Origin of the sequence: Methylocapsa sp. S129, assembly GCF_009765995.1 — a bacterium.
Lineage (GTDB): Bacteria > Pseudomonadota > Alphaproteobacteria > Rhizobiales > Beijerinckiaceae > Roseiarcus.
The window spans coordinates 117,967-143,494 of record NZ_LMUI01000008.1 but is presented as its reverse complement, the minus strand read 5'-3'; the positions used below and the strand labels follow the sequence as shown (position 1 = coordinate 143,494).

Sequence of the window (25,528 nt, the reverse complement as noted above, 5' to 3'; positions counted from 1 at the left end):
ATTGCCGAACTGACGCAGGGGCGGCGCTCCAGGAATCGATAAAACAGGTGAACGAGACGATCGGCGCAAAGGACACGCAGACCGGCGGAACGGAGCCCGCCTCACTCCACGACGCAAATCTGTCCGTGGACGCTATCCTCGAAGGGATCGGAGAGGGTTTTCTCGCGCTCGGTCCAGACTGGCGCTTTACCGCTTTCAACCGAGCGGCCGAAGAGATTTTCGGCATGCCGCGCGCCCATGTTGTCGGCAGGCTGCTCTGGGACGTGTCGCCCACGGTCGTGGGCGCCGAGTTCGAGCGGCGCTACCGGCGGGTGATGTCGGAGCGCATAAGACAGGATTTCGAGAGCTACTCGGCCCTTCAACCCGACCGCTATCACGAAGTGCGCGCCTTTCCGCTTGGCGACGGCATCGGCGTAGCCTTCCGCGACATCACTCATCGCCGGAAGGTCAACCAGGCTCTGCGCGATCGCGAATTGGAGCTTACCCGGGTCCAGCAGATCGGCGGCATTGGCGGCCTGGAGGTCGATCTCCGCAACGGCTTCCGTAGCCGCCGCTCGCCCGAATATCTGCATCTGCACGGCCTTCCCGCGAGCGCAGTGAACGAAACCCACGAGCAATGGGTCCAGCGGATTCATCCTGAAGATCGGCAATGGGTCGAGAAATATTTTCTCGACACGGTCGCGAGCCTCGAAAAACACTACAAGGCGGAATATCGGATCATCCGGCCAAGCGACGGCCAGATGCGCTGGATCAGGGCGGTCGCGGAAATCGAACGCGATGAGGAGGGCCGCGCGCTCACATTGATCGGCGCGCATCTCGACATCAGCGATCGCAAGGAGGCGGAACGCGCGGCGCGCGAGAGCGAGGAACGGTTGCGCGCCACGACCGACGCGCTGCCTCTGCTGATCTCCTATATCGACAAGGATCGGGTTTTTCGCTTCGCCAACAAGCGCTATGAGGCTTGGTTCGATCGTCCGGTCAGCGAGATCGTCGGCCGCAAGATCAGCGATGTCATGAGCGCGGCGATGTATGAAGCCAGGCGCTCGTTCGTCGACCGGGCGCTGGCCGGCGAGACGGTGTCCTACGAGGCCGATTTCGCTCGCCCCGACGGAGCCCTCATCACCGAGGTTGTGCATGTCCCGCATCGCGACGAGGCGGGACGCGTGCTGGGCATGTATGTCGTCGTTCAGGACATCACGGATCGTAAGCTCGCCGAAAAGGCGCTCGGCGAAAGCGAAGCGCGGTTCCGGTCCATAGCCAATAGCGCTCCAGTGCCGATCTGGGTCAGCCGTCTCGATGGCCGCCGGGAATTCGTCAACCGCGCCTATGTCGATTTTCTGGGAGTTCCTCTCGCCGAGGCGTTGAATCTCGATTGGCGCAAGGCGCTTCATCCGGACGATCTCGATCGGATCCTCGACGAACAGCGCGTGGGCGAAGGATCGCGCCGGCCATTCGCGCTTGAAGCGCGCTACCGACGCAGCGACGGCCAATGGCGGTGGTTGCGTTCGGAATCGCAACCGCGCTGGAATCCGGCGGGGGAGCACGCCGGCTTCATCGGCGTCGCGCATGATCTGACTGCGTCGAAGGAAGCGGAGCAGGAGCTGACGCAGCTCAATGAAACGCTGGAGCGGCGCATCGAAGAGCGGACCGCGCAATTGATTGCGACAGAGGCCCTGATCAAGACGTTCTTTCGCCATTCCTCCGAGTGCCACGCCGTGATGGTCGAGGCGGATGAGGGGCGTTTTCGCTACGAAGAGGTCAATCCGGCGACCCTGCGGCTCTATAATATGACGAGGCGGCAGGTGATCGGTTCTACCGTCGACGAATTGTTCGGCGCCGAGAATGCAGCGGAGGTGAACGGGCATCTGACGGCGTGCCTGCGCGCTGGCGCGCCCTATCGATATGAGAGAATGCAGGGCGGCGCCGTGGTCGAGGCGATCGCAACGCCGGTTCCCCAGGAGGCGGGCTCGCGTCGCCGCCTCGTTGTCAGCGCCCGCGACGTGACCGAGCGCCGCCATCTCGAACAGCAATTGCGACAGGCGCAGAAGATGGAGGCGGTGGGACAACTGACGGGGGGCGTCGCGCATGATTTCAACAATCTGCTGACGCTGGTGATCGGCGGCCTCGACGTGATCGACCGGCAGATTCCGAAATTGCCGGCGACGGATGCGCTGGCGCGAATCGAGCGCGCCAGGGGCATGGCGCTGCAGGGCGCGGAACGGGCCGCGGCGCTGACAAGCCGACTCCTCGCTTTCTCGCGCCAGCAGGCGCTGACGCCGCAACCTCTGGACGCCAACATGCTCGTCGCCAGCGTTTGCGACCTGCTGCGCCGCACTCTGGGCGAGACCATCGCGTTGGAGACAGCGCTGGCTGAAGGATTGTGGCGCGCCTTCGCCGATTCCAACCAGCTCGAAAATGCGCTGCTCAATCTCGCGCTCAACGCCCGCGACGCGATGCCTGGCGGCGGCAAGCTGACGATCGAGACGGCGAACTGCTTTCTCGATCATGGCTATGTCGCTTTGCTGTCCGAGCCAGTCGCGCCAGGTCAATATGTCATGATCGCGGTCGCCGATACGGGCGAGGGCATGGACCAGGCGACGCGCGAGCGGGCCTTCGATCCGTTCTTCACGACCAAGGAAGTCGGCAAGGGCACTGGCCTCGGCTTAAGCCAAGTGTATGGATTCGCACGGCAATCGTCAGGGCATGTCAAGATATACAGCGAGGCGGGCGAAGGCACGACGGTCAAAATCTATCTTCCGCGGCATCTGGGCGCCGTGGAGGGCGTCAAAGTCGACGCGCCTGTCGATACGACGCGATTGGTCGGCACAGAGAGCATTCTTGTCGTCGAGGACGAGGAAGCTCTCAGAACATATACCAGCGAAATCCTGCATGAACTCGGCTATCGCGTTCTGGAAGCGGGGAGCGGCGCAGCCGCCCTGGAAATTCTGGACGGCGGCGATGAGGTCGACCTTCTCCTCACCGACGTGGTGATGCCGGGCGGCCTCAATGGCCGTGAACTCGCCGATGAAGCGAGGCGCAAACGGCCGGGCCTCAAGGTGATATTCATGACCGGCTATACCCGCAACGCCATCGTTCATCACGGGCGCCTGGACGCCGGCGTTGATTTGATCGGCAAGCCATTCGCTTTCCACGAACTGGCCGAAAGGATTCGCAAGCGGCTGGACGCCGCGGGGTGATCTTCTCCGAGACATCGCGCGAAAAGCCGGTCGACGACGCGACGGTCGCACTGGCTTTTTCTACGTCAAGAAGAAGCCGGACATCGGAACGACGCCGGCTCCAGATTCTCTGGAAAGGCGCGCCATTTGCGAAAAACCGGCATCCACTTTTTCGCCGCCCGCGCTGAGATTGGCGCCCCGTCGATGACAGCGCTCATGGCTCGCTGCGCTCTTTCAAAGGCGCGGCGGCCTCGAAATTCGCTTCCCGGCGATCGCGCACGACCGCGACGTTGAACATCGCGCTGTCGAGACCGCGTATCGCGAGTTCCTCGCGTGCGAGGCCGGGCGGGATGATCGCTCCCGCGACATTGAACGTCGCCTCGGACACGACGCAAACGCATTTGAGTTCCTTGGTCGCCGCTTCGAGGCGCGCCGCGACATTACCGGCCTCGCCAAGGAATTGCAGCGACGAGCGCCCGAGCATATTGGCGGCCCAGACCGCCGCGAGGCTCGCGTGAACGCCGACGCCAAAGGCGAGTGGGCGCTCCAGTTCGCCCGCAAGGTCGCGGGAAATGCCATCAATGGCGTCCCAGGCGGCTCCGATCGCACGGAGCGCGTCGCGCGCGCCGGTCGGCGGATCGGACCGCGTGCCAAACAGACTCATAATGCCGTCGCCCGCTACGCTCGTCACTTCGCCGCCATGCGCCTCGATCGCGGCAGTGACGCGCTGGACATAGCTGTCGATGACGAACAATGCGTCGAATGGCAGACGGCCGGCGGCAAAGCGCGTGGAATCGCGCAAATCGATGAACATTGCGGTGACGAGCCGTTCATGACTCTCGCCATCGCCGATCGTCACGCCTGACGCGCGATCGGCGGCGGCCACGAGCGGCATGATTGTGATGTCGCCGACGGGCCGCAATTGACAGGCGAGGCGCACCGTCGGGGGCGCCTTCACGCGCGACAGCGTCTCGGTCTCGGCCGGCAAGGGCTCCGGCGCGCTGTCGGCGCCGGCGAGAATCTCGACCCGGCAGGTCGAGCACCGGCCCCGCCCGCCGCAGGCCGAGGCATGCGGAATGCCGGCCCAGCGGCTTGTCTCGAGAATGGAAAAGCCGGGCGGCGCGGCGACGACCCGGCCGCCGGGATAGGTGATGCGCACCGCCAAGCGACTGCGGTCGCGCCGATTGCGTACGGCGCGGGCGAGCAATATGGCAAGGACAAGCGCGCCATAACCGATCTGCAGGCGATGCGCCCAGATCTCGATCGTCTCTTGCGCTGCCGCCTGAGGCGCGCCGGGCGCAGCCGGGGCATGCGCTTCAGCAAAGCCCGGTTGCAGCCTGGCCGTCATCGCTTCGTCCCAACCGGCGTTGACGATGCCCAGAACCGCAAGGAAAGGCAGGGCGACGGCGGCGGCGAACAGGAAATGGCGCGCACGCTGAAACCAGGCGCGCCCGCGCAGCCAGAAATTCAGGCCGATGCAGCCATGCGCCCAGACCAGCGTCAGCAGAACAAGCTGCTGGGGTAGAGCGGTGGCGGAATAGGCGATCCAGATACGATAGAGAATGCGATAATAACTGTCGTCAAGATCATAGAAGGCGGAGCCGCCGCGAACGTCGACGACATGCGGGACAAGAAGCAGCGGAATGAGGAGGCCGAGGCCCAATTGCCAGGTTTCGAGCGCCGGCGCCTTGAGATGACGGCGCCGATAGAGGGCGCGCAGGCCGAGCGCGGCATGGATGAGAAGCGAGGCCAGAAGCGCCATGCGGCCAACCTGCGTCTGCCACGGCGCCAGGATCACGTTGCGGCCGATGGAATCCATGACCGCGAGGCCGAACAATCCCGTCGCGTGACCCAGAAAATGACTGGCTGCGTAGGCAAAAAGCGTCAGCCCGGTGATGAGCCTGATTTTTCGTTCCATGGGACCGTCGGAATCGCGAGGTGAAACAATGGGCGAGAGCGCCCGCTATAACAGACGCAAGCGCGGATGACTCGCGGTTCTTGATCGCTTGCGCAGGAACAGCCCGCCAAAGATTCAATCGGGATTCCAGCGTCCTCGGCCAAGTATCGGCAAGGCCGGCGCTCCCGAAATGAAGGGCGCGTATTCTCGCGAAAGCTTGAAGCAGCGACAAGGCGGGGCGCATAAGGGAATAGCGCGGCCAACGAACTCGCGTCCCATCAACCGTGGACAAGGCGGGTCAGAATTGACGCGCCGTCGCTGTTCTTTGGAAGAGGCGCTGACGTGCGCCTGAGATTCAGGAGCGAGACTCGACAAGAGCCTGCGTTCTCATCCGCGTCCACTCCTGTTCAGAGGTCACGGCGGCGTGCGTGACGCAACCGGCGACTACCAGCGCGAGCTTCACTTCGTCGATATCCGGGCGTTCGAGGACGAGAACGCGTTCGGCGGCCAAATCGCTCGCAGGCGGCGTCTCATTGATCGCTTTGATAAGAGCGGTCGCGTCCTCGCCGCCAAAATCCATGAACTTCGTATTGTCTTCGGCGCTGGCGCGATCCTCGCCAATGGCCTTGGCGTTTTCGTAGGTCAGGCAGGACGGCGCAGCGGGAACCTCGTCCGCTGCGAGCGCCGGCGCGGCCGGCGCCAGTGCGAGGACGACGGCAAAAGCAGCTTTGAGCATCGAACGCTCCTATGATCATGGCTGAGCGCCAGTTGTTGCAGTTGGGGCTCCGGGCGATTCTGGCCGCGTTCGATAGGGGGATTGCCGGCCGTCGATCGCCATTGCCCAAATAGGGCAAGAAGCATGCCAAGCTTTCGCTCAGATCCGCCGCGCGGCGCTAAATGGGAGCGGCGCGACCGCCGCGGAGATTCCGGACAGGAGCCGTGCGCCGATAGGGCGGCGCCGGACGGCTTCAACGGCCGTCAGCGCGCCGCGACGCGGCGGATCGATCTTCGCCGCAACATTGCATGAGGGGGTTTAAGCGGAAACGCTCAATAGCCAGCGCCGGTGCACGGCTGCCCGTTGGGCGCCATGTCATATTGAGCGACGAAGCTTCCGAACCGCCCGCCTCTGCTGATCGTATCGGGCGCGCATCGATTGCCGCTGAACACCGCCGGAGCCGCATGACCGCCATTGCCGCCGGAGCCGCTTGAGCCGCCGCCGCCGGGAGCGCCACCACCAGGAGCGCCGCCGCCAGGAGCGCCGCCACCGGGGGCGCCGCCGCCAGGACCGCCAGCCGGGCCGCCAGGCGCGGCGCCGACCGCCGCCGCCATTGCGGGGGCGGCGAAGCTCGCCGAAAGCATGGCGAGAAGAACGACGCGGGAAATGAAGCGGGAATGGGATGAACGCATGGGTGCCTCCTGATGATGATGTCCGAGAAGAAATGATCAGGACGCTTCCAGGCGCCCTCGAACCATCGTTACGGTCTGGAAATTTCGGCGGCGCGGCGCGATGCGATCACGGGCCGTTTTGGCTGTCGCAGACGCCGCTGACGCTTTGCTCCACTGTGCGCCTGCGGCGCGCGATAGCGTCACTGTCGCCGCCCGCGCGGCTTTCCTCTTGCCGCGGCTATGGACGCCGCCTGCGATTCTCGTCACGATGCTCTCGGCTCCGGCGGCAGGCGCGCGCGAACAGGACTTAAAGCCGAAGCCGGCAAACATTCTTGATATTCCAAGGGGGTAGGACCGCGATGGCGGAGGCGACAGAATCACCCAGCGCGGCGGCGAGCGAAGCGGCGCCTTCCCGATGGGGCGCTTTCAGTCACGCGGCCTTCGTCGTGATCTGGACGGCGAGCGTGGTTTCCAACGTCGGCACGGCGATGTTCGACACCGCCTCGGGCTGGCTGATGACGAGTCTGAGCGCCAGTCCGCTGGCCGTGTCGCTGGTCCAGGTGGCGGTCAGCCTGCCGCTGTTCCTGTTCACGCTGCCGGCCGGCGCGCTCGCCGACGTCATCGATTCGCGGCGGCTGCTGGTCGTCGTCGAATTCGCCATCATCGTCATTTCAGCCATTCTCGCCGTGCTGGTTTCCCTTGGATTAGCCTCGCCAGCCGCCCTGCTGATCTCGACCTTCCTGCTGGGCGTCGGCGGGGCGCTCAGCGCGCCCGCCTGGCAAGCGATCACCCCGCTTCTGGTGCCCCGCCAGGATCTGGACGGCGCCGTCTCCGCCAATAGCGTCGGCTTCAATCTCAGCCGCGCGGTCGGACCGGCGCTCGGCGGCATCGCCATCGCCGCCTTGGGCATTGCGATCCCGTTCTGGGTTTTCTGCGCCAGCAATTTTGGCATTATCGCGGCGCTGCTCTGGTGGCGCTCGCCGCGAAAGGCCGCCGACAGTCTGCCCGCCGAGCGTCTGACCAGCGCGGTGCGCGCCGGCGTCCGCTATGCCGCCAACAATCAATATTTGCGCGCGACTTTGGTGCGCGCTTTCGCCTTCTTCCCCTTCGCCACCGCCTATTGGGCGCTGCTGCCGCTGGTCGCGCGCAGCCTGACGAGCCAGGGGCCGCAACTCTACGGCATTCTGCTGGGCGCCATCGGCGTCGGCGCCATCGCGGGCTCGTTCGCGCTCAATTGGCTCAAAGAGAAGCTCGGACCCAACCGCGTCGTCGCCTTCGGCACGCTCGCGACCGCTTTCGCGCTTGTCCTTTTCGGGCTCGCGCATGATCCTGCCGAGGCGATCGTCGCCTGCCTGATCGCCGGCGCTTCATGGACGATCGTGCTGACGCTGCTCTACGTCTCGGCCCAGGTCGCTCTGCCCGATTGGGTGCGCGGGCGCGGGCTCGCCATCTTCTTGACCGCGATCTTCGGCGCGACGACGATCGGCAGCGCCGTATGGGGGCAGTTGGCCGGCATGGAGGGGCTGGCCATCGCGCATTTCGTCGCCGCCGCCGGCGTCGTGATCGCCATTCCCCTGACATGGGGCTGGAGGCTCCAGACCGGCGCCAATCTGGACCTCACGCCGTCCATGCATTGGCGCGCGCCTGTTCTGGCGCAGAAGATCGAGAACAATCGGGGACCGGTCCTGGTGTCGGTTCAATATCGCGTCAATGCCGAAAACCGCGCCGAATTCCTCAGCGCGCTCAGCGAAGTCGGCCACGAGCGCAAGCGCGACGGCGCTTTCGCCTGGGGCCTATTCGAAGACGCCGCCGACACCGGGCGTTTCGTCGAATCGTTTCTGATCGAATCCTGGCTGGAGCTCATGCATGCGCGCGAACGCGTAACCAACGCGGACCGGGTGATCGAAGACCATGTGCGTCAATTGCTCGCCGCCGAGCCGCAGGTCACGTTCCTAATCGCCTCGCCGCGCGCCCATCGATCGCACTGGAAGCGCAAGCCGCCCGCGACGTGACGCGGCTTGCGGCATTCGCCGGGGCCTTCCTCCGGCGGTCTTCGTTCGACGCCATTCGCCCCCTCAATCTCCGGTGGAATCTTCGATGAGCGTCGCGACCAAGGCGCCGGCCGAGCGCGCTGGACGCCTTCGCCGCCATCCCGGCTATTTCGAAGCGTGAAGCAGGTTGGGAGATCGCGGTCGGGGATGGTCTCCCGAACCGCCGGCGCCGTCCCGTAACAGCCCATCAGGTTCCACCCACGCCAGAATGGCGCGAGGCCGAGCTTTCGCAAACCAGGGAGACTTTCAGTGAAACACCAAACGTTCCTCGCTATGGTCGCCGGCGCGGCCTTATTGTTCGGCGCATCCGCCAGCTATGGCGCCTCAACGACCGGCCATCCCGGCGCCGCCCCGAGCGCCAGCGCGCCCGGCGCCAGCGCCCCGGGCGCCTCCACGTCGGGCGGCGGCGGCGGGATTAATTCGATCGACGCCGTACTCGTTCCAATCGGCCGCTTGCCTCCCGCTCATATTCGCCCGGACCCTGCCCAGTTCGCTGGTCGGAACGGATGCGCCTGGGAAGCCAAACAATACGACCTCTATGGCTACAATCTCGATATGTTCATGCGGGCCTGTGTCAACCAGAAGGCCGTTGTCGAATAGAATCGACGGCGACGGCGCCTCGCTTTAGGATTGGCGAGACGCCGCGCCAAACAAAGAGGCGCGCCAGCGAAATACGCGGCGCGTTGTCGCCCCGTCGAATGCGACGCGTCTCACCGACGGGGTTGCGCTCCAAACAAGAAGGCGCTCATGCGAACGAAATCCTCAGCCTGGCCGGCCGGAGCGTTTGCCGCGCTTTGGATGATCGCCTGTTCCAGCGCGGCGCTGATCGCGCCCGCCGCCGCGGACGAGGCGCCCCCGACCGCCGCCGCGGCCGCCGCGCTCGTGGTTGAGGCCAGGCGCGCCTTCACGCTGCATGGCAAGCCGATTCCGCCCGAGATTCTGCGCGACATGGGCGACGGCGACATCGCCGATTCGGGCGGCATCTTGGTCACGGTCGACGCCGGAGCCGCGATCGGCAGCAACCTCTATTTCGACGACATCAAACAGGACCACGGCTGGGTCAGCCAGAAAAAAGCCAACCAGAGCATGAACGGCGCGGAAGAAACCGCCTATCATTTCGTCGGCGCGACGGCCAACGGGCTCCTCGTCGTGATCGCCACCTATAATGGCGGCGGCACAGGATATTTCACGACCCTGCATATTCTCGACATCGCCGCGGCGCGCGCTTTCGACTCAGACGGCAAAATCTATCAACGCATCAATCTCACCAACGTCCGCGACGTCGCGCTGGGAGACCGCTGGGAGGGCGAGGCGAGCATTGCGAAGAACGCGGTGACGATCGTCACGAATAACACGAATAAAAAGGGCCCGGTCGACACCGGCCCGCGCGCGACGATGACGATCAACGCGGAGAGGCCGTAAGGTTGGCGTAGCGCGGGTGAACGCTTTGCATTCGTCCGCGGCCGGCTCCGCCGGCCACCTTGTCCTTGTGAGAGAAGGGGCGTTCTACTCTGCGACCTGGAGCACCAGCTTGCCGAAATTCTCGCCGGCGAAGAGTTTGAGCAGCGTCTCGGGGAAAGTCTCGAACCCTTTGACGATGTCCTCGCGCGACCTCAGCTTGCCGGCGGCGAGCCAACCGGCCATGGCCTTCGCCGCTTCCGGATAGCGGTCGGCATAATCGAAGACGACCATGCCGGTCATGCTGGCGCGGTTGACGAGCAGCGACAGATAATTGCTCGGGCCCTTGACCGGGGTCGTATTGTTATATTGCGAGATCGCGCCGCATATGATGATGCGGGCATGGCGCGCGAGGTTGGCGAGCGCGGCGTCGAGAATGTCGCCGCCGACATTGTCGAAATAGACGTCGATCCCGTTGGGACATTGCTGGCGCAACGCCTTGCGCACATCGTCGGTCTTGTAATCGATCGCCGCGTCGAAGCCGAGTTCGGCGGCAAGATAGCGGCACTTCTCGGCCCCGCCGGCGATGCCGACGACGCGGCAGCCGTGGATCTTGGCGATCTGTCCCACCACCATGCCGACCGCGCCGGCGGCGCCGGAAACGACGACGGTCTGGCCTGGCTGAGGCTTGCCGATGTCGAACAGGCCGAAATAGGCGGTCATGCCCGGCATGCCGAGGGCGCCGAGGAAAACCGGCAGCGGCGCGAGGTTCGGGTCGACCTTCGCGACGCCCTCCCCCTTGGACAGCGCATATTCCTGCACCCCGAAGCCGCCATAGACATGATCGCCGATGGCGAAGCCCGGATGTTTCGAGGCGATCACCCGGCCTATCGCGCCGGCGCGCATCACGTCGCCGATGCCGACAGGCGCGACATAGGAGCGACCCTCGTTCATCCAGCCGCGCATCGCCGGATCGAGCGAGATGAAGAGAACCTTGACCAGGAACGCGCCATCGCCCGGCTCGGGCAATGGCTCTTCGGTGAAAGTCCAGTCGCTGCGCTTGGGCAGGCCGACCGGCCGCGCGGCGAGCCGGAACTGATGGTTGACGATGCTCATGATGGGGCCCCCTTAGCGACGACGATGAGGGATTGTAGTCGCGCGCGCCGAGCGCGACCAGCGCCGGGCCGAAAGGGCCGCGGTCGGCGACCGCGGCTACAACGCCCCTGTAGCCGCGCTCGTTGAGCGCGGCTGGCGCCAAGCCGAGAGGGGCCGCGGTCAGCGACCGCGGCTACAATCGCGCATGTAGCTGGGCGCGGCCCACGCGATCAGGCGCGAGGGGATTGCGGCGAGGCGGCGTTGTGGCTGCGCATCCCGCTTGGCGGTAGGTCGTGGACGCGTCCCCAGGCGCGGCGCAATTGACGGCTTGAGGCGAAGCCGGCGCGCTCGGCGACGCTCTCCATGTCGAGACGGGAGCCGGTCAGCAATTCGCGCGCCAGTGCGACGCGAATCCGGTTCACATAGTCGGTGACGCTCATGCCGGCGTGCTCGTTGAAGAGGCGGGAGAGATGGCGCGGGCTGGTCGCCGACGCGCGGGCGAGCGCGCTCACCGCCCAATCGCGCGCGGGATCGGCAGCCACCGCGTCCTGGGCGCGGTGCACCGCCGGATGAATATGGTTGCGGCCTTCGAGCCAGGGCGAAAGCTGAGGATCGGCGCCGCCGCGCCGGAGATAGACGACGAGATAACGCGCCACCGCGAGCGCGCAGGCGCGTCCCGCCATGCTGGCGACGATATGCAGCATCAGGTCGATGCCCGCGGTGACGCCAGCGCTGGTCAGGCGCTCGCCGTCCTCCACATAGAGCCGGTTCTCCCGGACGCGGGCGGCGGGCGCCATACGGGCAAGTTCGGCCGTGCAGCCGTAATGGGTCGTGCATTCATGGCCGTCGAGAAGACCCGCGCGCGCGGCGAGCAACGCGCCCGAACAGATCGACACAAGCCGGACGCCGGGGCGAATCGTCCGCTTCAGCCAATCGACGATCTCGGACTCATAGGCCGCATCCTCCTCCCGGCTGGTCGCGGCCTCGCCGAGCGGCGCGTCGGCGCTGCCGGGAACGACGACGAGCGCGCCTTCCGGCAAGCGCTCCGGCAAAGGAGAAACGCCGGTCAAGTCGAGGCCGATGGAGCTGCCGACGCCAGCCGCCGGCCCGACATAGGCGACGACAAAGCGCAAAGACTCCTGTTCCAGATTGGCCTTGCGCAGCACTTCGATCGGCCCCGCCACGTCGAGTAGCAGCACGCGCGGCGGCGTCACCACATAGACGGGAATCTCGACCGGGCGCGGGGCCTGCTTCATGCGGCAAGCTTCGCGCCCGGCGAGGCGAGCGCCTCTTCGACCGTCGCGATGCGCGCGAAGCGGCCGGCGAGCACCAGTTCGGTGCGCGCCAGGATCTCGCTGGCGCTCCATTGACGGCCCGCGGCGTCTTTCATCGGGAAGGTCAACGTCGCCTCGCCGACGTAATCGACGGCATAGCCGAGATCGGAAGCGTGACGCGTCGTCGTCTCGCAGCATTGCTCGGTGCGGATGCCGGAGACGATGAGGCGGCGGACGCCGTGCTCCGTCAGCCAGACGTCGAGCCCGCTACCCACCAGCGCGCTGTGGCGGCGCTTGCGGAAGACGGCGTCGGGCGCGATGACGAGCGGCGCCAGCGTCGTCACATAGCCCGAGCTTTCGGCGAAGACGCCGGCGTCTTCGACATGGAAGATCTGGACGACCGGGATGCCCGCGGCTTTGGCGCCGTCGACCAGCGCCTGGAGACGTTCGGCGAAGGCCGCGACGCCGGAATCCTCGTAATAGGGCCGATGGCGGAAGGATTCCTGCGCGTCGATGACAAGCAGTACGGTGTCGGAAGCGGACATTTCATGTCTCCCATCGCGCGGTGGACGATAGCGCATGAGAGCCATGTTAGCCTATAGGGCCGTTTCCGAAACGCCCGATCGGGACCAACAGCGGACAAATCGCGCCATAGGCTCTGTAGCCGCGCTCGTTGAGCGCGGCAGGCGCTCCAGGTCCGGTTCGTGAGCTAAGCGTGAGCACAGATCTTGTGGCGCCACACGTCCTCATCCTGCACCGTCTGTGCCGCCCCCTCATCCGGCCGGCTCCGCCGGCCACCTTCCCCCGCGAGGGGGGAAGGAAGACACTTTACTCCGCCGCCTCGGCGAAGGGGGCGGGCACATAATTGAGGATCGGGCCGAGCCAACGTTCGACTTCCCGGACGGGCATGTCTTTGCGCGCGGCATAGTCCTCGACCTGGTCGCGCTCGACTTTGGCGACGCCGAAATAATAGGAATCGGGATGGGCGATGTAGAGGCCGGACACCGACGAGCCGGGCCACATGGCGAAGCTTTCGGTGAGTTTCACGCCGATCTTCGCCTCCGCGTCGAGCAGAGCGAAGAGAGTCGCTTTCTCCGTATGATCGGGCTGGGCGGGATAGCCGGGCGCGGGGCGGATGCCGCGATAGGGCTCCTCGTGCAGTTCGCTAGGCGAAAAGCTCTCTGCGGGCGCGTAGGCCCAGAATTCGCGGCGCACGCGAGCGTGCATCGCCTCGGCGAAGGCTTCGGCGAAACGATCGGCGAGCGCCTTGACGAGGATCGAGGAATAATCGTCATTGGCCAATGCGAAGCGATGGGCGATCGCCTCTTCCTCGATGCCGGCGGTGACGACGAAGGCGCCGATGTAATCGCCCTTGCCGCTGTCGACGGGCGCGACGAAATCGGATAGCGCGACATTGGGCCGTCCGTCGCGTTTGCTGAGTTGCTGGCGGAGCGTGAAGAAGGTCGCGAGTTCTTTGCCGCGCTTCTTGTCTGTGAACAGGCGGATGTCGTCGCCGACGGCGCCCGCCGGCCAGAAGCCGATCACCGCCTTGGGCGCGAACCATTTCTCGGCGATGATCTTCTTCAGCATCGCCTGCGCGTCTTCGAAGAGTTGCCGCGCGGCGGCGCCCTGTTTCTCGTCTTCGAGAATGGCGGGATAGCGGCCCTTCAATTCCCAGGTCTGGAAGAACGGCGTCCAGTCGATGTACCTAGCGAGTTCGGCGAGATCGTAAGTCTCGAACACGCGCGTTCCGAGGAAGCTTGGAACGGTTGGCGCATAGGAAGCCCAATCGGCCTTATGCGCATTGGCGCGCGCTTTGGCGAGCGGCAGGCGCTGCTTGTCCGCCTCGCTGCGCGCATGCGCGTCGGCGACCTTCGCATATTCGGCGCGCACCGACGCGACGTAGGGCGCATTGGCTTCGGGCGACAGCAGGCTGGAGACGACGCCGACGGCGCGGCTCGCGTCATTGACATAGACGGTCTGGCCTCTGCCATAGCGCGGATGGATTTTGACCGCCGTATGGACGCGACTGGTGGTCGCGCCGCCGATCAGCAGCGGAATGTCGAAACCCTCGCGCTCCATCTCGGCCGCGACATGCGCCATTTCGTCAAGGGAAGGCGTGATCAGGCCGGAGAGGCCGATGATGTCGACTTTTTGCTCGCGCGCGACCTGCAATATTTTCGCGGCGGGCGTCATCACGCCCAGATCGATGATCTCGTAATTGTTGCAGGCGAGCACGACGCCGACAATGTTCTTGCCGATATCATGGACGTCGCCCTTGACGGTCGCCATCAAGATCTTGCCGGCGCTCTGGCGGCCCTCGCCGCCGTTCGCCTTCTTCTCCGCCTCCATATAGGGCAGCAGCAGCGCGACGGCCTGTTTCATCACGCGCGCGGATTTGACGACCTGCGGCAGGAACATTTTGCCCGCGCCAAAGAGATCGCCGACAATATTCATGCCGGCCATCAGCGGGCCTTCGATCACATGCAGCGGGCGGTCGGCGACAAGGCGCGCCTCTTCGGTGTCGGCGTCGATATAATCGGTGATTCCGTTGACGAGGGCATGGGCGATGCGCTTGTCGACCGGCTGTTCGCGCCAGCTCAGATCCTGCGCCTTGGCTTCCTTGCCGGCGCCGCCGCGATAGCGCTCGGCGAGCGCGAGCAGGCGCTCGGTGCCGTCGTCGCGGCGGTTGAGCACGACATCCTCGCAGGCCTCGCGCAGCTCCGGATCGATCGATTCATAGACGGCGAGCTGGCCGGCGTTGACGATGCCCATATCCATGCCGGCCTGGATCGCGTGATAGAGGAACACGGCGTGCATGGCTTCGCGCACCGGCTCGTTGCCGCGAAACGAGAAGGACAGATTGGAGACGCCGCCGGAGATATGAGCGTGCGGCAGGGTCTGGCGAATTTCCCGCGTCGCCTCGATGAAGGCGACGCCATAGCCATTATGCTCCTCGATGCCGGTGGCGATGGCGAAGACGTTCGGGTCGAAAACGATGTCTTCGGGCGGGAAACCGGCTTGCTCGGTGAGCAGCTTATAGGCGCGCGTGCATATGCTCACTTTGCGCTCGAACGTGTCGGCCTGGCCCTGTTCGTCGAAGGCCATCACGACGACCGCCGCGCCATAGGCGCGCACGAGGCGGGCGGCGCGCAGGAACGCCTCCTCGCCTTCCTTCATCGAGATGGAATTGACGAGCGGCTTGCCCTGCACGCATTTGAGGCCCGCTTCGATGATCGAGAATTTCGACGAATCGATCATCACGGGCACGCGCGCGATATCGGGCTCGGCGGCGATGAGATTGAGGAACTCGACCATCGCGCGTTCCGAATCGATCAGACCCTCGTCCATATTGATGTCGAGGATCTGCGCGCCATTGGCGACCTGGTCGCGCGCCACCGCGAGCGCGCCGGCGTAATCGCCCGCGGTGATCAGTTTGCGGAACCTTGCCGAGCCCGTGACATTGGTGCGCTCGCCGATATTGACGAAGGGGATGTCGGCGGTGAGCGTGAAGGGCTCGAGGCCCGACAGGCGCATCAATGGCGCGATGGTCGGAAGGACGCGCGGCGCGACGCCGCGCACGGCCTCGGCGATCGCCTTGATATGTTCGGGCGTCGAGCCGCAGCAGCCGCCGACGATATTGACGAGGCCCTCGCGCGCAAAGCCGCCGATCTGGGCGGCCATCGCCTCCGGGCTCTCGTCATAGAGGCCGAATTCATTGGGCAGGCCGGCGTTGGGATAAGCGCAGGTGAAAGTGTCGGCGACGGCGGCGATTTCGGCCATATGGTCGCGCATGGCGGCGGCGCCGAGCGCGCAATTGAGGCCGATCGTGAAGGGGCGGGCGTGCCGGACCGAATGCCAGAACGCAGTCGGCGTCTGGCCCGAAAGCGTGCGGCCGGAGAGGTCCGTAATCGTGCCCGATATCATCACCGGCAGGCGGATGTTGCGCGCCGCGAAAATCTCCTCGCAGGCGAAGATCGCCGCCTTGGCGTTGAGCGTGTCGAAGATCGTCTCGATGAGAATGATGTCGGCGCCGCCGTCGATCAGGCCGTTGAGCTGCTCGGCGTAGGCTTTTTTCAGGTCATCGAACGAGACCGCGCGAAAACCGGGATTGTTGACGTCGGGCGACATGGACGCGGTGCGGTTGGTCGGCCCCAGCGCGCCCGCGACAAAACGCCGGCGCCCGTCGATCTGCTGGGCCCGCAGCGCGGCGCGGCGGGCAAGGCGTGCGCCGTCGCGATTGAGATCATAGACGACCGATTCCATGCCGTAATCGGCCTGGGCGATCGAGGTCGAGGAGAACGTGTTGGTCTCCAGAATGTCGGCGCCGGCCATCGCATAGGCGAAGTGGATGTCCTCGATCGCCTGCGGCTGGGTGAGGGTCAGAAGATCATTATTGCCCTGCAAATGGCATTCGCAGGCGCCAAAACGCTCGCCGCGAAAATGGTTCTCGTTAAAGCCGAGCCCCTGGATCTGGGTGCCCATCGCGCCGTCGAGGATCAGAATCCGCTCGCGCGCCGCGGCGACGAGCGCCTCAGCGCTATCGGCCGGTCCGGGAGCCGCGTCGAATAGAGAGTCCAAACCCGTCGTCATTCACGCCCTCGAAAGCTCGCTCACACAGATTTACTGCTGATATAATAACATAAAGATGTCTTTATATGATAGCAAGGGCGCGCCGGGCGGATGGGCGCGAATCTCGCGGCACGGCCCGTAGCCGATGTTTGGGATCGCGGCCTAAGAGTCGGCGATATTTGACAAAACAGAATCCGCTAATTTTGTGTTTTCAAAAAGGCAAATGGTCAGCGCTATTGTCCGGCCTTCGCTTCCGTCGTCGCGCATGTGACACCGCGACAGGTTGCCAAACGCCCGCCTTACTCTAGAAATGCGTCGCTAGAAATCAGGGAGGGAATTATGGTCGACCGACCGCCATTTCGCGCCGATCATGTCGGCAGCTATTTGCGCCCGCAGCGCCTCGCCGTCGCGCGCGAAGCCTTCTTTGCCGGGAAAATTGAGCCCGAAGCTCTGCGGGCGGTCGAGGACGAATGCATCGTCGAAGTGGTGCGCGCCCAGGAAAATGTCGGCTTACGCGGCATTACCGACGGCGAATTCCGCCGCACTTACTTCCATGTCGATTTTCTTGAGAAGCTGGCCGGCGTTTCGGTCTCCTATGGCGAATTCGTCGCCAAATTCCGCAAAGATGATGGCAGCGAGGTCGGCTTCAAGCCGCCGACCATGCATGTCGAAGGCCTCGTCCGCCACACAAAGCCCATTCAGGGCGCCGATTTCGACTTTCTCAAATCGCAGACCAAGCAGACGCCGAAAGTATGCATTCCGGCCCCTTCGATGCTGCATTTTCGCGGCGGTCGCCAGGCGATCAGCAAGGCGATCTATCCCGATCTCGAAAGTTTCTACGACGATCTGACCGCCGCCTATCGCGCCGAAATCGCCGATCTCGCGGCGCGCGGCTGCCGCTATCTGCAATTCGACGACACCAATCTGGCCTATCTCTGCGACCCGGCGATCCGCGAATCGACAAAGGCCCGCGGCGACGATCCCGACGATCTGACGCGACTCTATTGCCGGCTGATCAATGATTCGATTCGCGACCGTCCCAAGGACATGACCGTCTCCGTCCATCTTTGCCGTGGCAATTTCAAGAGCGCCTGGGTCGCGCAGGGCGGCTATGAGCCGGTCGCCGAAATCCTGCTCAATGAAATGGCGATCGACGGCTTCTTCCTTGAATATGACGACGAGCGCTCCGGCGATTTCGCGCCGCTCCGCTTCACGCCCAAGGGCAAGATGATCGTGCTGGGGATCATGAGCTCCAAGAGCGCGGCCGTCGAATCGAAGGACGCGCTGAAGAAGCGCATCGACGAGGCGGCCCGCTATGTGCCGCTCGAACAATGCTGCCTTAGCCATCAATGCGGCTTTTCGTCGACATCGCACGGCAATGATCTGACCGAAGCGGACGAATGGAAAAAGCTCGCCCGCACCGTCGAAGTCGCCCGCGAAGTCTGGGGCGAGGCGTAGGAACGGCGAGGAAATCGCCCGAGGTCTAGAGAATCGTTCGCTTCGCCTGCCGCTTCGCGCGCGGCGTCCAGATGAGGAATTGCCATGGCCAACGAACCGGGAGGCCGCTCGAAGCGCCCCTCGATCACCGATCAGGAAGCGCTGCTGTTCCATTCGCGCGGACGGCCGGGCAAGCTCGAGATCATGCCGACCAAGCCGATGGCGACGCAGCGCGATCTGTCGCTCGCCTATTCCCCGGGCGTCGCAGTGCCGGTCAAGGCGATCCATGCCGATCCCTCGACCGTCTTCGATTACACCACGCGCGGCAATATGGTCGCCGTCATCACCAATGGCACCGCGATCCTGGGCCTGGGCAATCTTGGCCCGCTCGCCGCCAAACCCGTGATGGAAGGCAAGGCGGTTTTGTTCAAGCGCTTCGCCGACATCGATTCCATCGATCTGGAGGTGGATACCGAAGACCCCGAGCAATTCATCAACAGCGTGCGCTATCTCGGCCCCTCGTTCGGCGGCATCAACCTCGAAGACATCAAGGCGCCCGAATGTTTCATCATCGAGGAGCGCCTGCGCGAATTGATGGACATTCCTGTCTTCCACGACGATCAGCACGGCACTGCGATCATCGCCGCCGCCGGCATGATCAACGCGATTCTGCTCACCGGCCGCGACATCAAGACCACACGGCTTGTCTGCAACGGCGCGGGCGCGGCGGGCATCGCCTGCCTCGACCTCATCAAGGCGATCGGCTTCGAGCCGAACAACGTCTTGCTTTGCGACACCAAGGGCGTGGTCTGGCGCGGCCGGCAGGAGGGCATGAACCAATGGAAGTCGGCCCATGCCGTCGACACCGATCTGCGCACGCTCGAAGAAGCGATGGCTGGCGCCGATATTTTCTTCGGCCTGTCGGCCAAGGGCGCCTTGACCGAGGAAATGGTCAGGTCGATGGCGCCCCATCCGATCATTTTCGCGATGGCCAATCCCGACCCTGAGATTACGCCCGAAGACGCGATGAAAGTGCGCGACGACGTCATCATCGCCACTGGCCGGTCCGACTATCCCAACCAGGTCAATAATGTCCTCGGCTTTCCCTATATCTTCCGCGGCGCGCTCGATGTGCGCGCCAAGACGATCAATATGGAAATGAAAATCGCGGCCACCCATGCCCTGGCCGATCTGGCGCGCGAGGACGTGCCCGATGAGGTCGCCGCCGCCTATCAGGGCGCGCGGCCGCGTTTCGGCCGCGATTACATCATCCCCGTTCCCTTCGACCCCCGCCTCATCACCGTCATCCCGGCCGCCGTCGCCAAGGCGGCGATGGATTCGGGCGTCGCGCGCAGGCCGATCGCCGACATGATCGCCTATAAGGCGGCGCTGTCGGCGCGGCGCGATCCGATCGCCGGCGCCCTGCAACGCATCATCGAGCGCGTGCGCCGCTATCCCAAACGCGTGGTCTTTGCCGAAGGCGAGGAAGAGCAGGTTATTCGCGCCGCCTATTCCTTCGTCAACCAGGGGCTGGGCTCAGCCATTCTGGTCGGACGCGAGGACCGTGTGCGGCTGGCGGCCACCAACGCCGGCCTCGATCTCGCCGAAAAAGGCATCGAGATTCACAATGCGCGGCTCTCCTCGCGCAATTCCGTTTACGCCCAATTCCTCTATGAGCGCCTGCAGCGGCGCGGCTTCCTGTTTCGCGATTGCCAGCGCCTGATCAATCAGGACCGCAATTATTTCGCCGCCGCGATGGTCGCGCAAGGCGACGCCGACGCGATGGTGACCGGCGTCACGCGCAATTTCTCGATCGCGCTCGAAGAAGTGCGCCGCGTCATCGATCATAAGCCTGGCCATAGGGTGATCGGCGTCTCGCTGGTGCTGGCGCGCGGGCGTCCGATCGTGGTCGCCGACACCGCGATCATGGAAATGCCCGACGCTGAGGATCTCGCGCAGATCGCGATCGAGGCGGCGGGCGTCGCCCGGCGGCTCGGCTATGAGCCGCGCGTCGCCATGCTCGCCTTTTCAAGCTTCGGCCATCCGCCGGGCGAGCGTACGCAGCGCGTGCAGGAGGCGGTGCGCATTCTCGACGCCCAGCGCGTCGATTTCGAATATGACGGCGAGATGGCCGCCGATGTCGCCCTCAACAAAGAGACGATGGCCTCCTACCCGTTCTGCCGCCTGACCGACACCGCCAATGTCCTCATCATGCCCGCGTTCCACTCCGCCTCGATCTCGACCAAGATGCTGCAGGAGCTGGGCGGCGCGACGGTGATCGGCCCGCTGATCGTAGGGCTGGAGCGGCCGGTGCAGATCGTGGCGCTCGGCGCCAAGGATTCCGACATCGTCAATATGGCGGCGCTGGCGAGCTTCAATATCGGCGGGTGACGGCCGTCGTTTTTGAATTTCCTTTTTGGCGGATCGCGCGGATCGTCGATTTCGCTCATGGCGCCAGGCGCAAATTGAGGCCGAACGCATAACCACGGCAGTTGTTCGTATTTCAAGACCTTTGGGCGGCGTCGCGTGGAAAGCTGACCGCCTCCACCTTGTTGCCATCCAGGTCGAAAACGAAGGCGCCGAAATAAATCGTCATCGCCCCCTGGCGCGGGCCGGGCGCGCCAGCGTCCTTGCATCCGGCCGCCAACGCCGCTGCGTGGAAGGTCCGCACGGCCTGTTCGTCGGGCGCACGCAGGCACACGTGAGCGCCAGCGTCCGGCGGCGCGGGCGCCTGGCGCGGACGATGGTTAAGCCAAAATTCGGGATAACGCTTGCCAAAACCGACCGCGCCGGGACGCTCGACCAGACGGATGAGGCCGAGCGGCGCCAGGAGGCGTTCATAGACGTCGGCGCTCGCCGCCAGATCGCGAACAGCAATGGACACGTGGTCGATCATTGATTTGTTCTCCGCCGCGGCGGCTCCAACACATTCGCGCTGTGCAGCTTATAGCGCGCGCAGGAGCTCACCGTCCGTGATCGCCGCGCTGGGGGAAGCCTTATGATGAGCGCGACGTCATCAACATTTGAATCGAAGACAACCGGAAGGAACTTTCCGCGCGGGAATGCGTTCCCCCTGCAAGGAATTTTACGGCTGAATTCAAGCGGGGGATTTGATGGCCAGATTTAAATGGCGCGCGGATTGCTTCGACGGCGTCGACAAGGCGGTTCGGTCGGTCAGAACAGCGACGATTCAGGCCGACAACGCCGATGAAGCGGCCAAGATCGCGAAAGCCCATATGGGATCGTGCAAGCGCGTTGAAGTCAGGCGCGTGGCTACGACAGCGCCAGCCCAGGTCATTTATGCGCGCGAGGAGCTAGCCGTAAAAACCGTGTCGCTGACGGAGATTCTCTCGTGGGCGAGGACGACGTCCACAGCCCCGGCGTGATTCGGGACCCCATCCAATCTTTCAGATCCTGAACCGAAGAGCGGCGGACGAGAAGAAAATGACGTTGGCGAAAGTTGCGACATGAATCGTTCAGCATCTGGATTCGCCGTTTTCGTCCTTATCGCCTGCGGCGGCTTTGCGGCCGCGCCATGGAAGGCGATGCAGGCCCGGACCACCGACGGCTATTCGCAGACGGTAGACGCCGCATTCTTCTTTCTCGATAACGACCCCGCGGATGTGCGAAATTGCTATGACGCTTGCGCAACGAGGCCGGTAGAGGAGGTTGGCGGCGCCGCCGCTGCTGATGATGGCGTCGTCGTGGCGCGCAACGATGCGCCGCCCTCCGCGCCCGCTCACCCTCCAATCATGCAGCGTGTCGATAGAGCCTGACGGCGTAAGGCGCGCCGCACGTCCATAGCTGCGACGCCGCTCGCCACCAGGGCTTCGGCTTCCACCTCATCTATGTGGACAAGGACTTTGGCGGCAGCGCCGGACTTGGGGACGCGCGCGGCCGCATCGGCTCCGTGACTGCGTTTGCAGAAAGCGCCGCGCTGGCTCAGCGGACGCGCAACCCCTCGGGACCAAGCTTCGACGGAGAAGGGCCCCGCGCGGCGCCCGCGCCGGCCCGCCCGTGTTCGAATGCGCGCGCGGCCTCATCCAAACCGGAACATCACCACCGCGACGCTGGCGATGAAGGAAACGATGAACAGGATGTTGAACGTGTTGTGGCTCGATGCATGGTCCATGGAACCCTCCTGGTCCCTGCCCCATCCAATTTCACGTCGGAGGGCGGTTCGGGATCGCGACATCCCGCTGTATGATCTGTTTATAATCCTGCGTCGGCGCGGATGATGTGGCGTCAGCCACATGTCGCCGCCGGCCGCGCGGAAGGTTTTGTGGCGAAGAAAAGCAATGAGACGGCTCGCGGTAGCTGGGGACTGAACGCATGAATCGAGATCGGCAATCACTGGCGCTGGCGCCCCTGTTCGCTTCGCTTGCCCCGGAGGACGTGCGCGCGCTCGATATGCGCTGCACCTGGCGTATGGTCAGCGCCGGCCAATGGGTGATCGACGACCAGGCGGAAGGCACGGACGTGTTCTTCGTCATCGGCGGGCATGCGCGCGTCGTCATCGGAACGTCAGGCCGTGAGATCATTCTTGGCGACATTCTCGATGGCGAATATTTCGGCGAATATTCAGCGATCGATGGAAAACCGCGGTCGGCGGGCATTCTGGCGATTACGGACGCGGCGGTCGCACGCATGTCGGCGACGGTGTTTCGCGAAATGATCCATCGCTATCCCAGCGTATGCGACCAGGTTCTCACCAAGCTGGTGGCCGGCATCCGCGCGCATAACAATCGCGCGCACGAACAGGCGCATTTCGACGCCCATGAGCGCCTTTGCGCGGAGCTGCTTCGGCTCTCGCGCACCACAGCGGACGGCCGCGTCGTCATCTCGCCGCCGCCGACGCACGCCGAACTGGCGGCGCGCATCAGCTCGCATCGCGAGCTCGTGACCAAAATGTTGAACGCGCTGGAGCGGGAAGACGCGATTTCCCGCACGCGCGGCGCGATCGTCCTGACGAACCCGGCGCGCTTGCGCCGGATTGTCGCCGAAGCGGGCTAGAAGCGAGGTTCGAGCCGCCGCGGGCGCCGCGATCAAAGCGTGAAGAGGGCCGCGACGATCGCCACATTGGTGACTTGGTGCAAGAACTGGTCGAAACCCAGCAACCACCAGAAACCCGCCTTGTCGACGCACCAGCCGCCTCGTTGGGCGATCAGCGTCTTACCGCGGTCGATCGCCGCATGGACGACGAAGTCGGCGAGAGCCAGCCACCACAAATGGGGTGCGACCACCAACACGACGCACAGCGTCAGGACGGCATGGCCGAACGCGTGAAGCGCCAGCGGCGCCAACCAACCCTCGCGACGCTCCTTGCCGTGGGCGATCCATTTCGGTTGGAGGGCGAAATCGGCGACAAAATGCTTCAGCGCCATCGCGACGAGGACGATGCAGAAAGTCCAGAGCGGAACAAGAGGGCCAATCTGCGGCAAAACAAGATCCCTCCCCCGGGCTCCCCCGGCCGCGGCGCTCAAGCCGACCGGGCGATCAGCCGTTAGGCCAACGCGGCCATCCGTGCGACGAGGATTCCGCCTCATCCAGAACCCACAGAGCTTTGGCGCCGACAGCGCTCAGGCTGAAGACGAGGCCGGCGATTCCCAGCACGATGACGCTGCGGATGATGACCGCCAGATCCTCGCGATGCTCCGCCTGAGCCTGGTCGCCGTTGTAAGCCGAACGCCCCTCAATCAACCCGGCGCCGGCGACAGCCGCTTGCGCCTGTTGGCCGCGCGCGACGAAGACCGACTGGTCGCTGGGCGTGGCCGCAAGGGCGTTGGCGGCGCCCAAAGCGAGGATGAGGGCGACGGCGATGACGCCAAACAGAAGCGACCTGCGCATAACGGCTAGTCCCCAAATTCGCATTCGCCCCGAGGGCGCTCCGGCTTGGAAAGCTCGCGCCGGATCGCGCCCCACCCCTAGAAGACGCCTTTTTAGACCTACGCCATCCCGGAGGATGTGGCGCGCGCCACATGTCACGCTCGCGCTACCCCTATCCAAGATACGAAATGGGGAAATGACGGTGACGCCGCGGCGGACTCAAGAAAAGCGGCGCGGAATGGCTTTCGGCTTTTGATCAGGAGACGAAATAGCCGTTTCGCCTTCCATCGCGCATCGACCGCGAAGGCCGGCGGATGCAAAATCGCCCATGATGCGCGCCTCCCCGCGACCAGGCCTCGACAGCGAAGGGCCGCCTCCTCTGCGTATGATCGCCACCCCGCCGCACTGGCGGGACGGCCTTCTGATGGGCGGCCTCGGCATGCTCGCCTTCAGCGGCACCCTGCCGGCGACGCGCCTCGCCGTGCCGGCATTCGGCCCCATGCTCGTCACGAGCGCGCGGATCGAGGTCGCCGCCATCCTCGGCGTCCTCACGCTCCTTGTCGGCCGCCAATGGCGGTTGCCTGATCGCCGCTACTGGCCGGGCGTCTTCTGGATGGGCTTCGGCCTTGCCGTCGCTTATCCCCTCTTCGTCGCCCTCGCCCTTGAGCGCGCCCCCGCCGCGCATGGCGCTGTTGTGATCGGACTGGCGCCGGCCGCTACAGCGGTCGTCGCGGTTGTGCGGGCCGGCGAGCGTCCGCCAAGGGCGTTCTGGATCGCTTGCCTCATCGGGGTCGCAGCAGTGTTGGTCTTCGCCCTGCATCAAGGCGGCGGCCGTGTCAGCTTGGCGGACGGCTGGCTTGTCGCCGCCATGCTGAGCGTCGGAATCGCCTATGTCGAGGGAGGACAAGCAGCGCGCGCGCTGGGCGGCGCGACGACGCTGTGCTGGGCGATGATCGCCATGGCGCCGATCGCGGCGGCGCCTCTCGCGCTCGGCTTGCTGCATCACGATTGGGAACAGCCCATCCCGGGACCGGCCTGGGCGGGCCTCGTCTATGCCTGCGTGATCAGCATGTTCCTCGGCTCGATAGCCTGGTATCGCGGGCTCGCGGCCGGCGGCATCGCGCGCATTGGCCAACTCAACCTGATCCAGCCGCTTCTGGCGCTCCTCTGGTCGGCGCTGCTCCTTGGCGAGCGCGTCACGAACGTTGCGCTGGTTTGCGCGGGCGTGGTCGTCGCGTCGATGATCGTGTGCGTCAGGAGCCGCGTGGCCGCGCGGGCTCCAGCCGCGCCCTCTTCCGACGTTCGCCAGACATAGCCAGAGCCTAGCCTTCGACAGGCGGCAAAAAATTACAGCGCAAGAATCGGAGTGTCCGCGCTGTCTTCATCCTGTTGATGGCGTTGGCGCCGCGGCCACCG

Annotated in this window: 20 protein-coding genes; 10 read left to right on the top strand and 10 right to left on the bottom strand. The window is 64.8% G+C overall.

Going from position 1 to position 25,528, the window contains the following annotated elements; translation table 11 throughout:
- Window positions 1-47: 47 nt before the first annotated feature.
- A complete protein-coding gene (locus GSQ90_RS01570) occupies window positions 48-3,197 on the top strand; it encodes a PAS domain S-box protein (RefSeq protein WP_158812722.1) in 3,150 nt (1,049 codons plus the stop codon).
- A gap of 193 nt (window positions 3,198-3,390) precedes the next feature.
- Here GSQ90_RS01570 and GSQ90_RS01565 read toward each other — a convergent pair whose 3' ends face one another.
- From GSQ90_RS01565 to GSQ90_RS31960, 3 genes are all read right to left on the bottom strand, one after another.
- Window positions 3,391-5,094 carry an adenylate/guanylate cyclase domain-containing protein gene (locus GSQ90_RS01565; protein ID WP_158812721.1) on the bottom strand — a complete coding sequence of 568 codons (1,704 nt, stop codon included), beginning with the start codon at window positions 5,092-5,094 and terminating at the stop codon, window positions 3,391-3,393.
- Between the two features lie 334 nt (window positions 5,095-5,428).
- Complete coding sequence (locus GSQ90_RS01560; RefSeq protein ID WP_158812720.1) at window positions 5,429-5,809, bottom strand: hypothetical protein; 381 nt, start codon at window positions 5,807-5,809, stop codon at window positions 5,429-5,431.
- Window positions 5,810-6,120: 311 nt separating this feature from the next.
- The gene (locus GSQ90_RS31960) at window positions 6,121-6,480 is read right to left on the bottom strand and encodes a hypothetical protein (RefSeq protein ID WP_174247432.1); all 360 of its coding nucleotides are present in this window, start codon (window positions 6,478-6,480) and stop codon (window positions 6,121-6,123) included.
- 338 nt (window positions 6,481-6,818) lie between these two features.
- Between GSQ90_RS31960 and GSQ90_RS01550 the strand changes: the two genes are divergently transcribed.
- The 3 genes from GSQ90_RS01550 (at window position 6,819) to GSQ90_RS01540 (ending at window position 9,932) form a co-directional block, all read left to right on the top strand.
- Window positions 6,819-8,471, top strand: a complete 1,653-nt coding sequence (locus GSQ90_RS01550; protein ID WP_158812719.1) for an MFS transporter — start codon at window positions 6,819-6,821, stop codon at window positions 8,469-8,471.
- Between the two features lie 288 nt (window positions 8,472-8,759).
- Complete coding sequence (locus GSQ90_RS01545; RefSeq protein ID WP_158812718.1) at window positions 8,760-9,110, top strand: hypothetical protein; 351 nt, start codon at window positions 8,760-8,762, stop codon at window positions 9,108-9,110.
- Window positions 9,111-9,257: 147 nt separating this feature from the next.
- A complete protein-coding gene (locus tag GSQ90_RS01540) occupies window positions 9,258-9,932 on the top strand; it encodes a hypothetical protein (RefSeq protein WP_158812717.1) in 675 nt (224 codons plus the stop codon).
- Between the two features lie 84 nt (window positions 9,933-10,016).
- Here the strand turns inward: GSQ90_RS01540 and GSQ90_RS01535 are convergent, their stop codons facing one another.
- From GSQ90_RS01535 to metH, 4 genes are all read right to left on the bottom strand, one after another.
- On the bottom strand, window positions 10,017-11,024 hold the full coding sequence (locus GSQ90_RS01535; protein WP_158812716.1) for an NADP-dependent oxidoreductase: 1,008 nt from the start codon (window positions 11,022-11,024) through the stop codon (window positions 10,017-10,019).
- A 209-nt stretch (window positions 11,025-11,233) separates the two neighbouring features.
- Complete coding sequence (locus tag GSQ90_RS01530) at window positions 11,234-12,259, bottom strand: GlxA family transcriptional regulator (RefSeq protein ID WP_158812715.1); 1,026 nt, start codon at window positions 12,257-12,259, stop codon at window positions 11,234-11,236.
- Entirely contained in the window at window positions 12,256-12,822 is a 567-nt protein-coding gene (locus tag GSQ90_RS01525) for an isochorismatase family protein (protein ID WP_158812714.1), read from the bottom strand. Before GSQ90_RS01525 ends, GSQ90_RS01530 begins: the two co-directional genes overlap by 4 nt.
- A gap of 283 nt (window positions 12,823-13,105) precedes the next feature.
- Window positions 13,106-16,870: a methionine synthase gene (metH, locus tag GSQ90_RS01520; protein ID WP_158812713.1), complete on the bottom strand. Its 3,765-nt coding sequence runs from the start codon at window positions 16,868-16,870 to the stop codon at window positions 13,106-13,108.
- 318 nt (window positions 16,871-17,188) lie between these two features.
- Between metH and GSQ90_RS01515 the strand changes: the two genes are divergently transcribed.
- A complete protein-coding gene (locus GSQ90_RS01515; protein WP_158812712.1) occupies window positions 17,189-18,307 on the top strand; it encodes a 5-methyltetrahydropteroyltriglutamate--homocysteine S-methyltransferase in 1,119 nt (372 codons plus the stop codon).
- An 84-nt stretch (window positions 18,308-18,391) separates the two neighbouring features.
- Window positions 18,392-20,677 (top strand): NADP-dependent malic enzyme, encoded by a 2,286-nt coding sequence (locus GSQ90_RS01510; RefSeq protein ID WP_158812711.1) that lies wholly within the window; start codon window positions 18,392-18,394, stop codon window positions 20,675-20,677.
- Window positions 20,678-20,789: 112 nt separating this feature from the next.
- Here the strand turns inward: GSQ90_RS01510 and GSQ90_RS01505 are convergent, their stop codons facing one another.
- The gene (locus tag GSQ90_RS01505; RefSeq protein WP_158812710.1) at window positions 20,790-21,182 is read right to left on the bottom strand and encodes a VOC family protein; all 393 of its coding nucleotides are present in this window, start codon (window positions 21,180-21,182) and stop codon (window positions 20,790-20,792) included.
- A gap of 217 nt (window positions 21,183-21,399) precedes the next feature.
- Here GSQ90_RS01505 and GSQ90_RS01500 point away from each other — a divergent pair, with 217 nt between their 5' ends.
- The 3 genes from GSQ90_RS01500 to GSQ90_RS01490 all read left to right on the top strand — a co-directional run bounded on the left by GSQ90_RS01500 (window position 21,400) and on the right by GSQ90_RS01490 (window position 23,299).
- Window positions 21,400-21,672 carry a hypothetical protein gene (locus tag GSQ90_RS01500; RefSeq protein ID WP_158812709.1) on the top strand — a complete coding sequence of 91 codons (273 nt, stop codon included), beginning with the start codon at window positions 21,400-21,402 and terminating at the stop codon, window positions 21,670-21,672.
- An 81-nt stretch (window positions 21,673-21,753) separates the two neighbouring features.
- Window positions 21,754-22,062: a hypothetical protein gene (locus tag GSQ90_RS01495; protein ID WP_158812708.1), complete on the top strand. Its 309-nt coding sequence runs from the start codon at window positions 21,754-21,756 to the stop codon at window positions 22,060-22,062.
- A 556-nt stretch (window positions 22,063-22,618) separates the two neighbouring features.
- The gene (locus GSQ90_RS01490; protein ID WP_158812707.1) at window positions 22,619-23,299 is read left to right on the top strand and encodes a Crp/Fnr family transcriptional regulator; all 681 of its coding nucleotides are present in this window, start codon (window positions 22,619-22,621) and stop codon (window positions 23,297-23,299) included.
- Between the two features lie 32 nt (window positions 23,300-23,331).
- Here GSQ90_RS01490 and GSQ90_RS01485 read toward each other — a convergent pair whose 3' ends face one another.
- Both GSQ90_RS01485 and GSQ90_RS01480 read right to left on the bottom strand, forming a co-directional pair.
- A complete protein-coding gene (locus tag GSQ90_RS01485) occupies window positions 23,332-23,727 on the bottom strand; it encodes a DUF3307 domain-containing protein (RefSeq protein WP_246731362.1) in 396 nt (131 codons plus the stop codon).
- 55 nt (window positions 23,728-23,782) lie between these two features.
- Window positions 23,783-24,133, bottom strand: coding sequence for a hypothetical protein (locus GSQ90_RS01480; RefSeq protein ID WP_158812705.1), 351 nt, complete (start codon window positions 24,131-24,133; stop codon window positions 23,783-23,785).
- Between the two features lie 307 nt (window positions 24,134-24,440).
- Here GSQ90_RS01480 and GSQ90_RS01475 point away from each other — a divergent pair, with 307 nt between their 5' ends.
- A complete protein-coding gene (locus GSQ90_RS01475; protein WP_158812704.1) occupies window positions 24,441-25,427 on the top strand; it encodes a DMT family transporter in 987 nt (328 codons plus the stop codon).
- The last annotated feature ends 101 nt before the right edge of the window (window positions 25,428-25,528 follow it).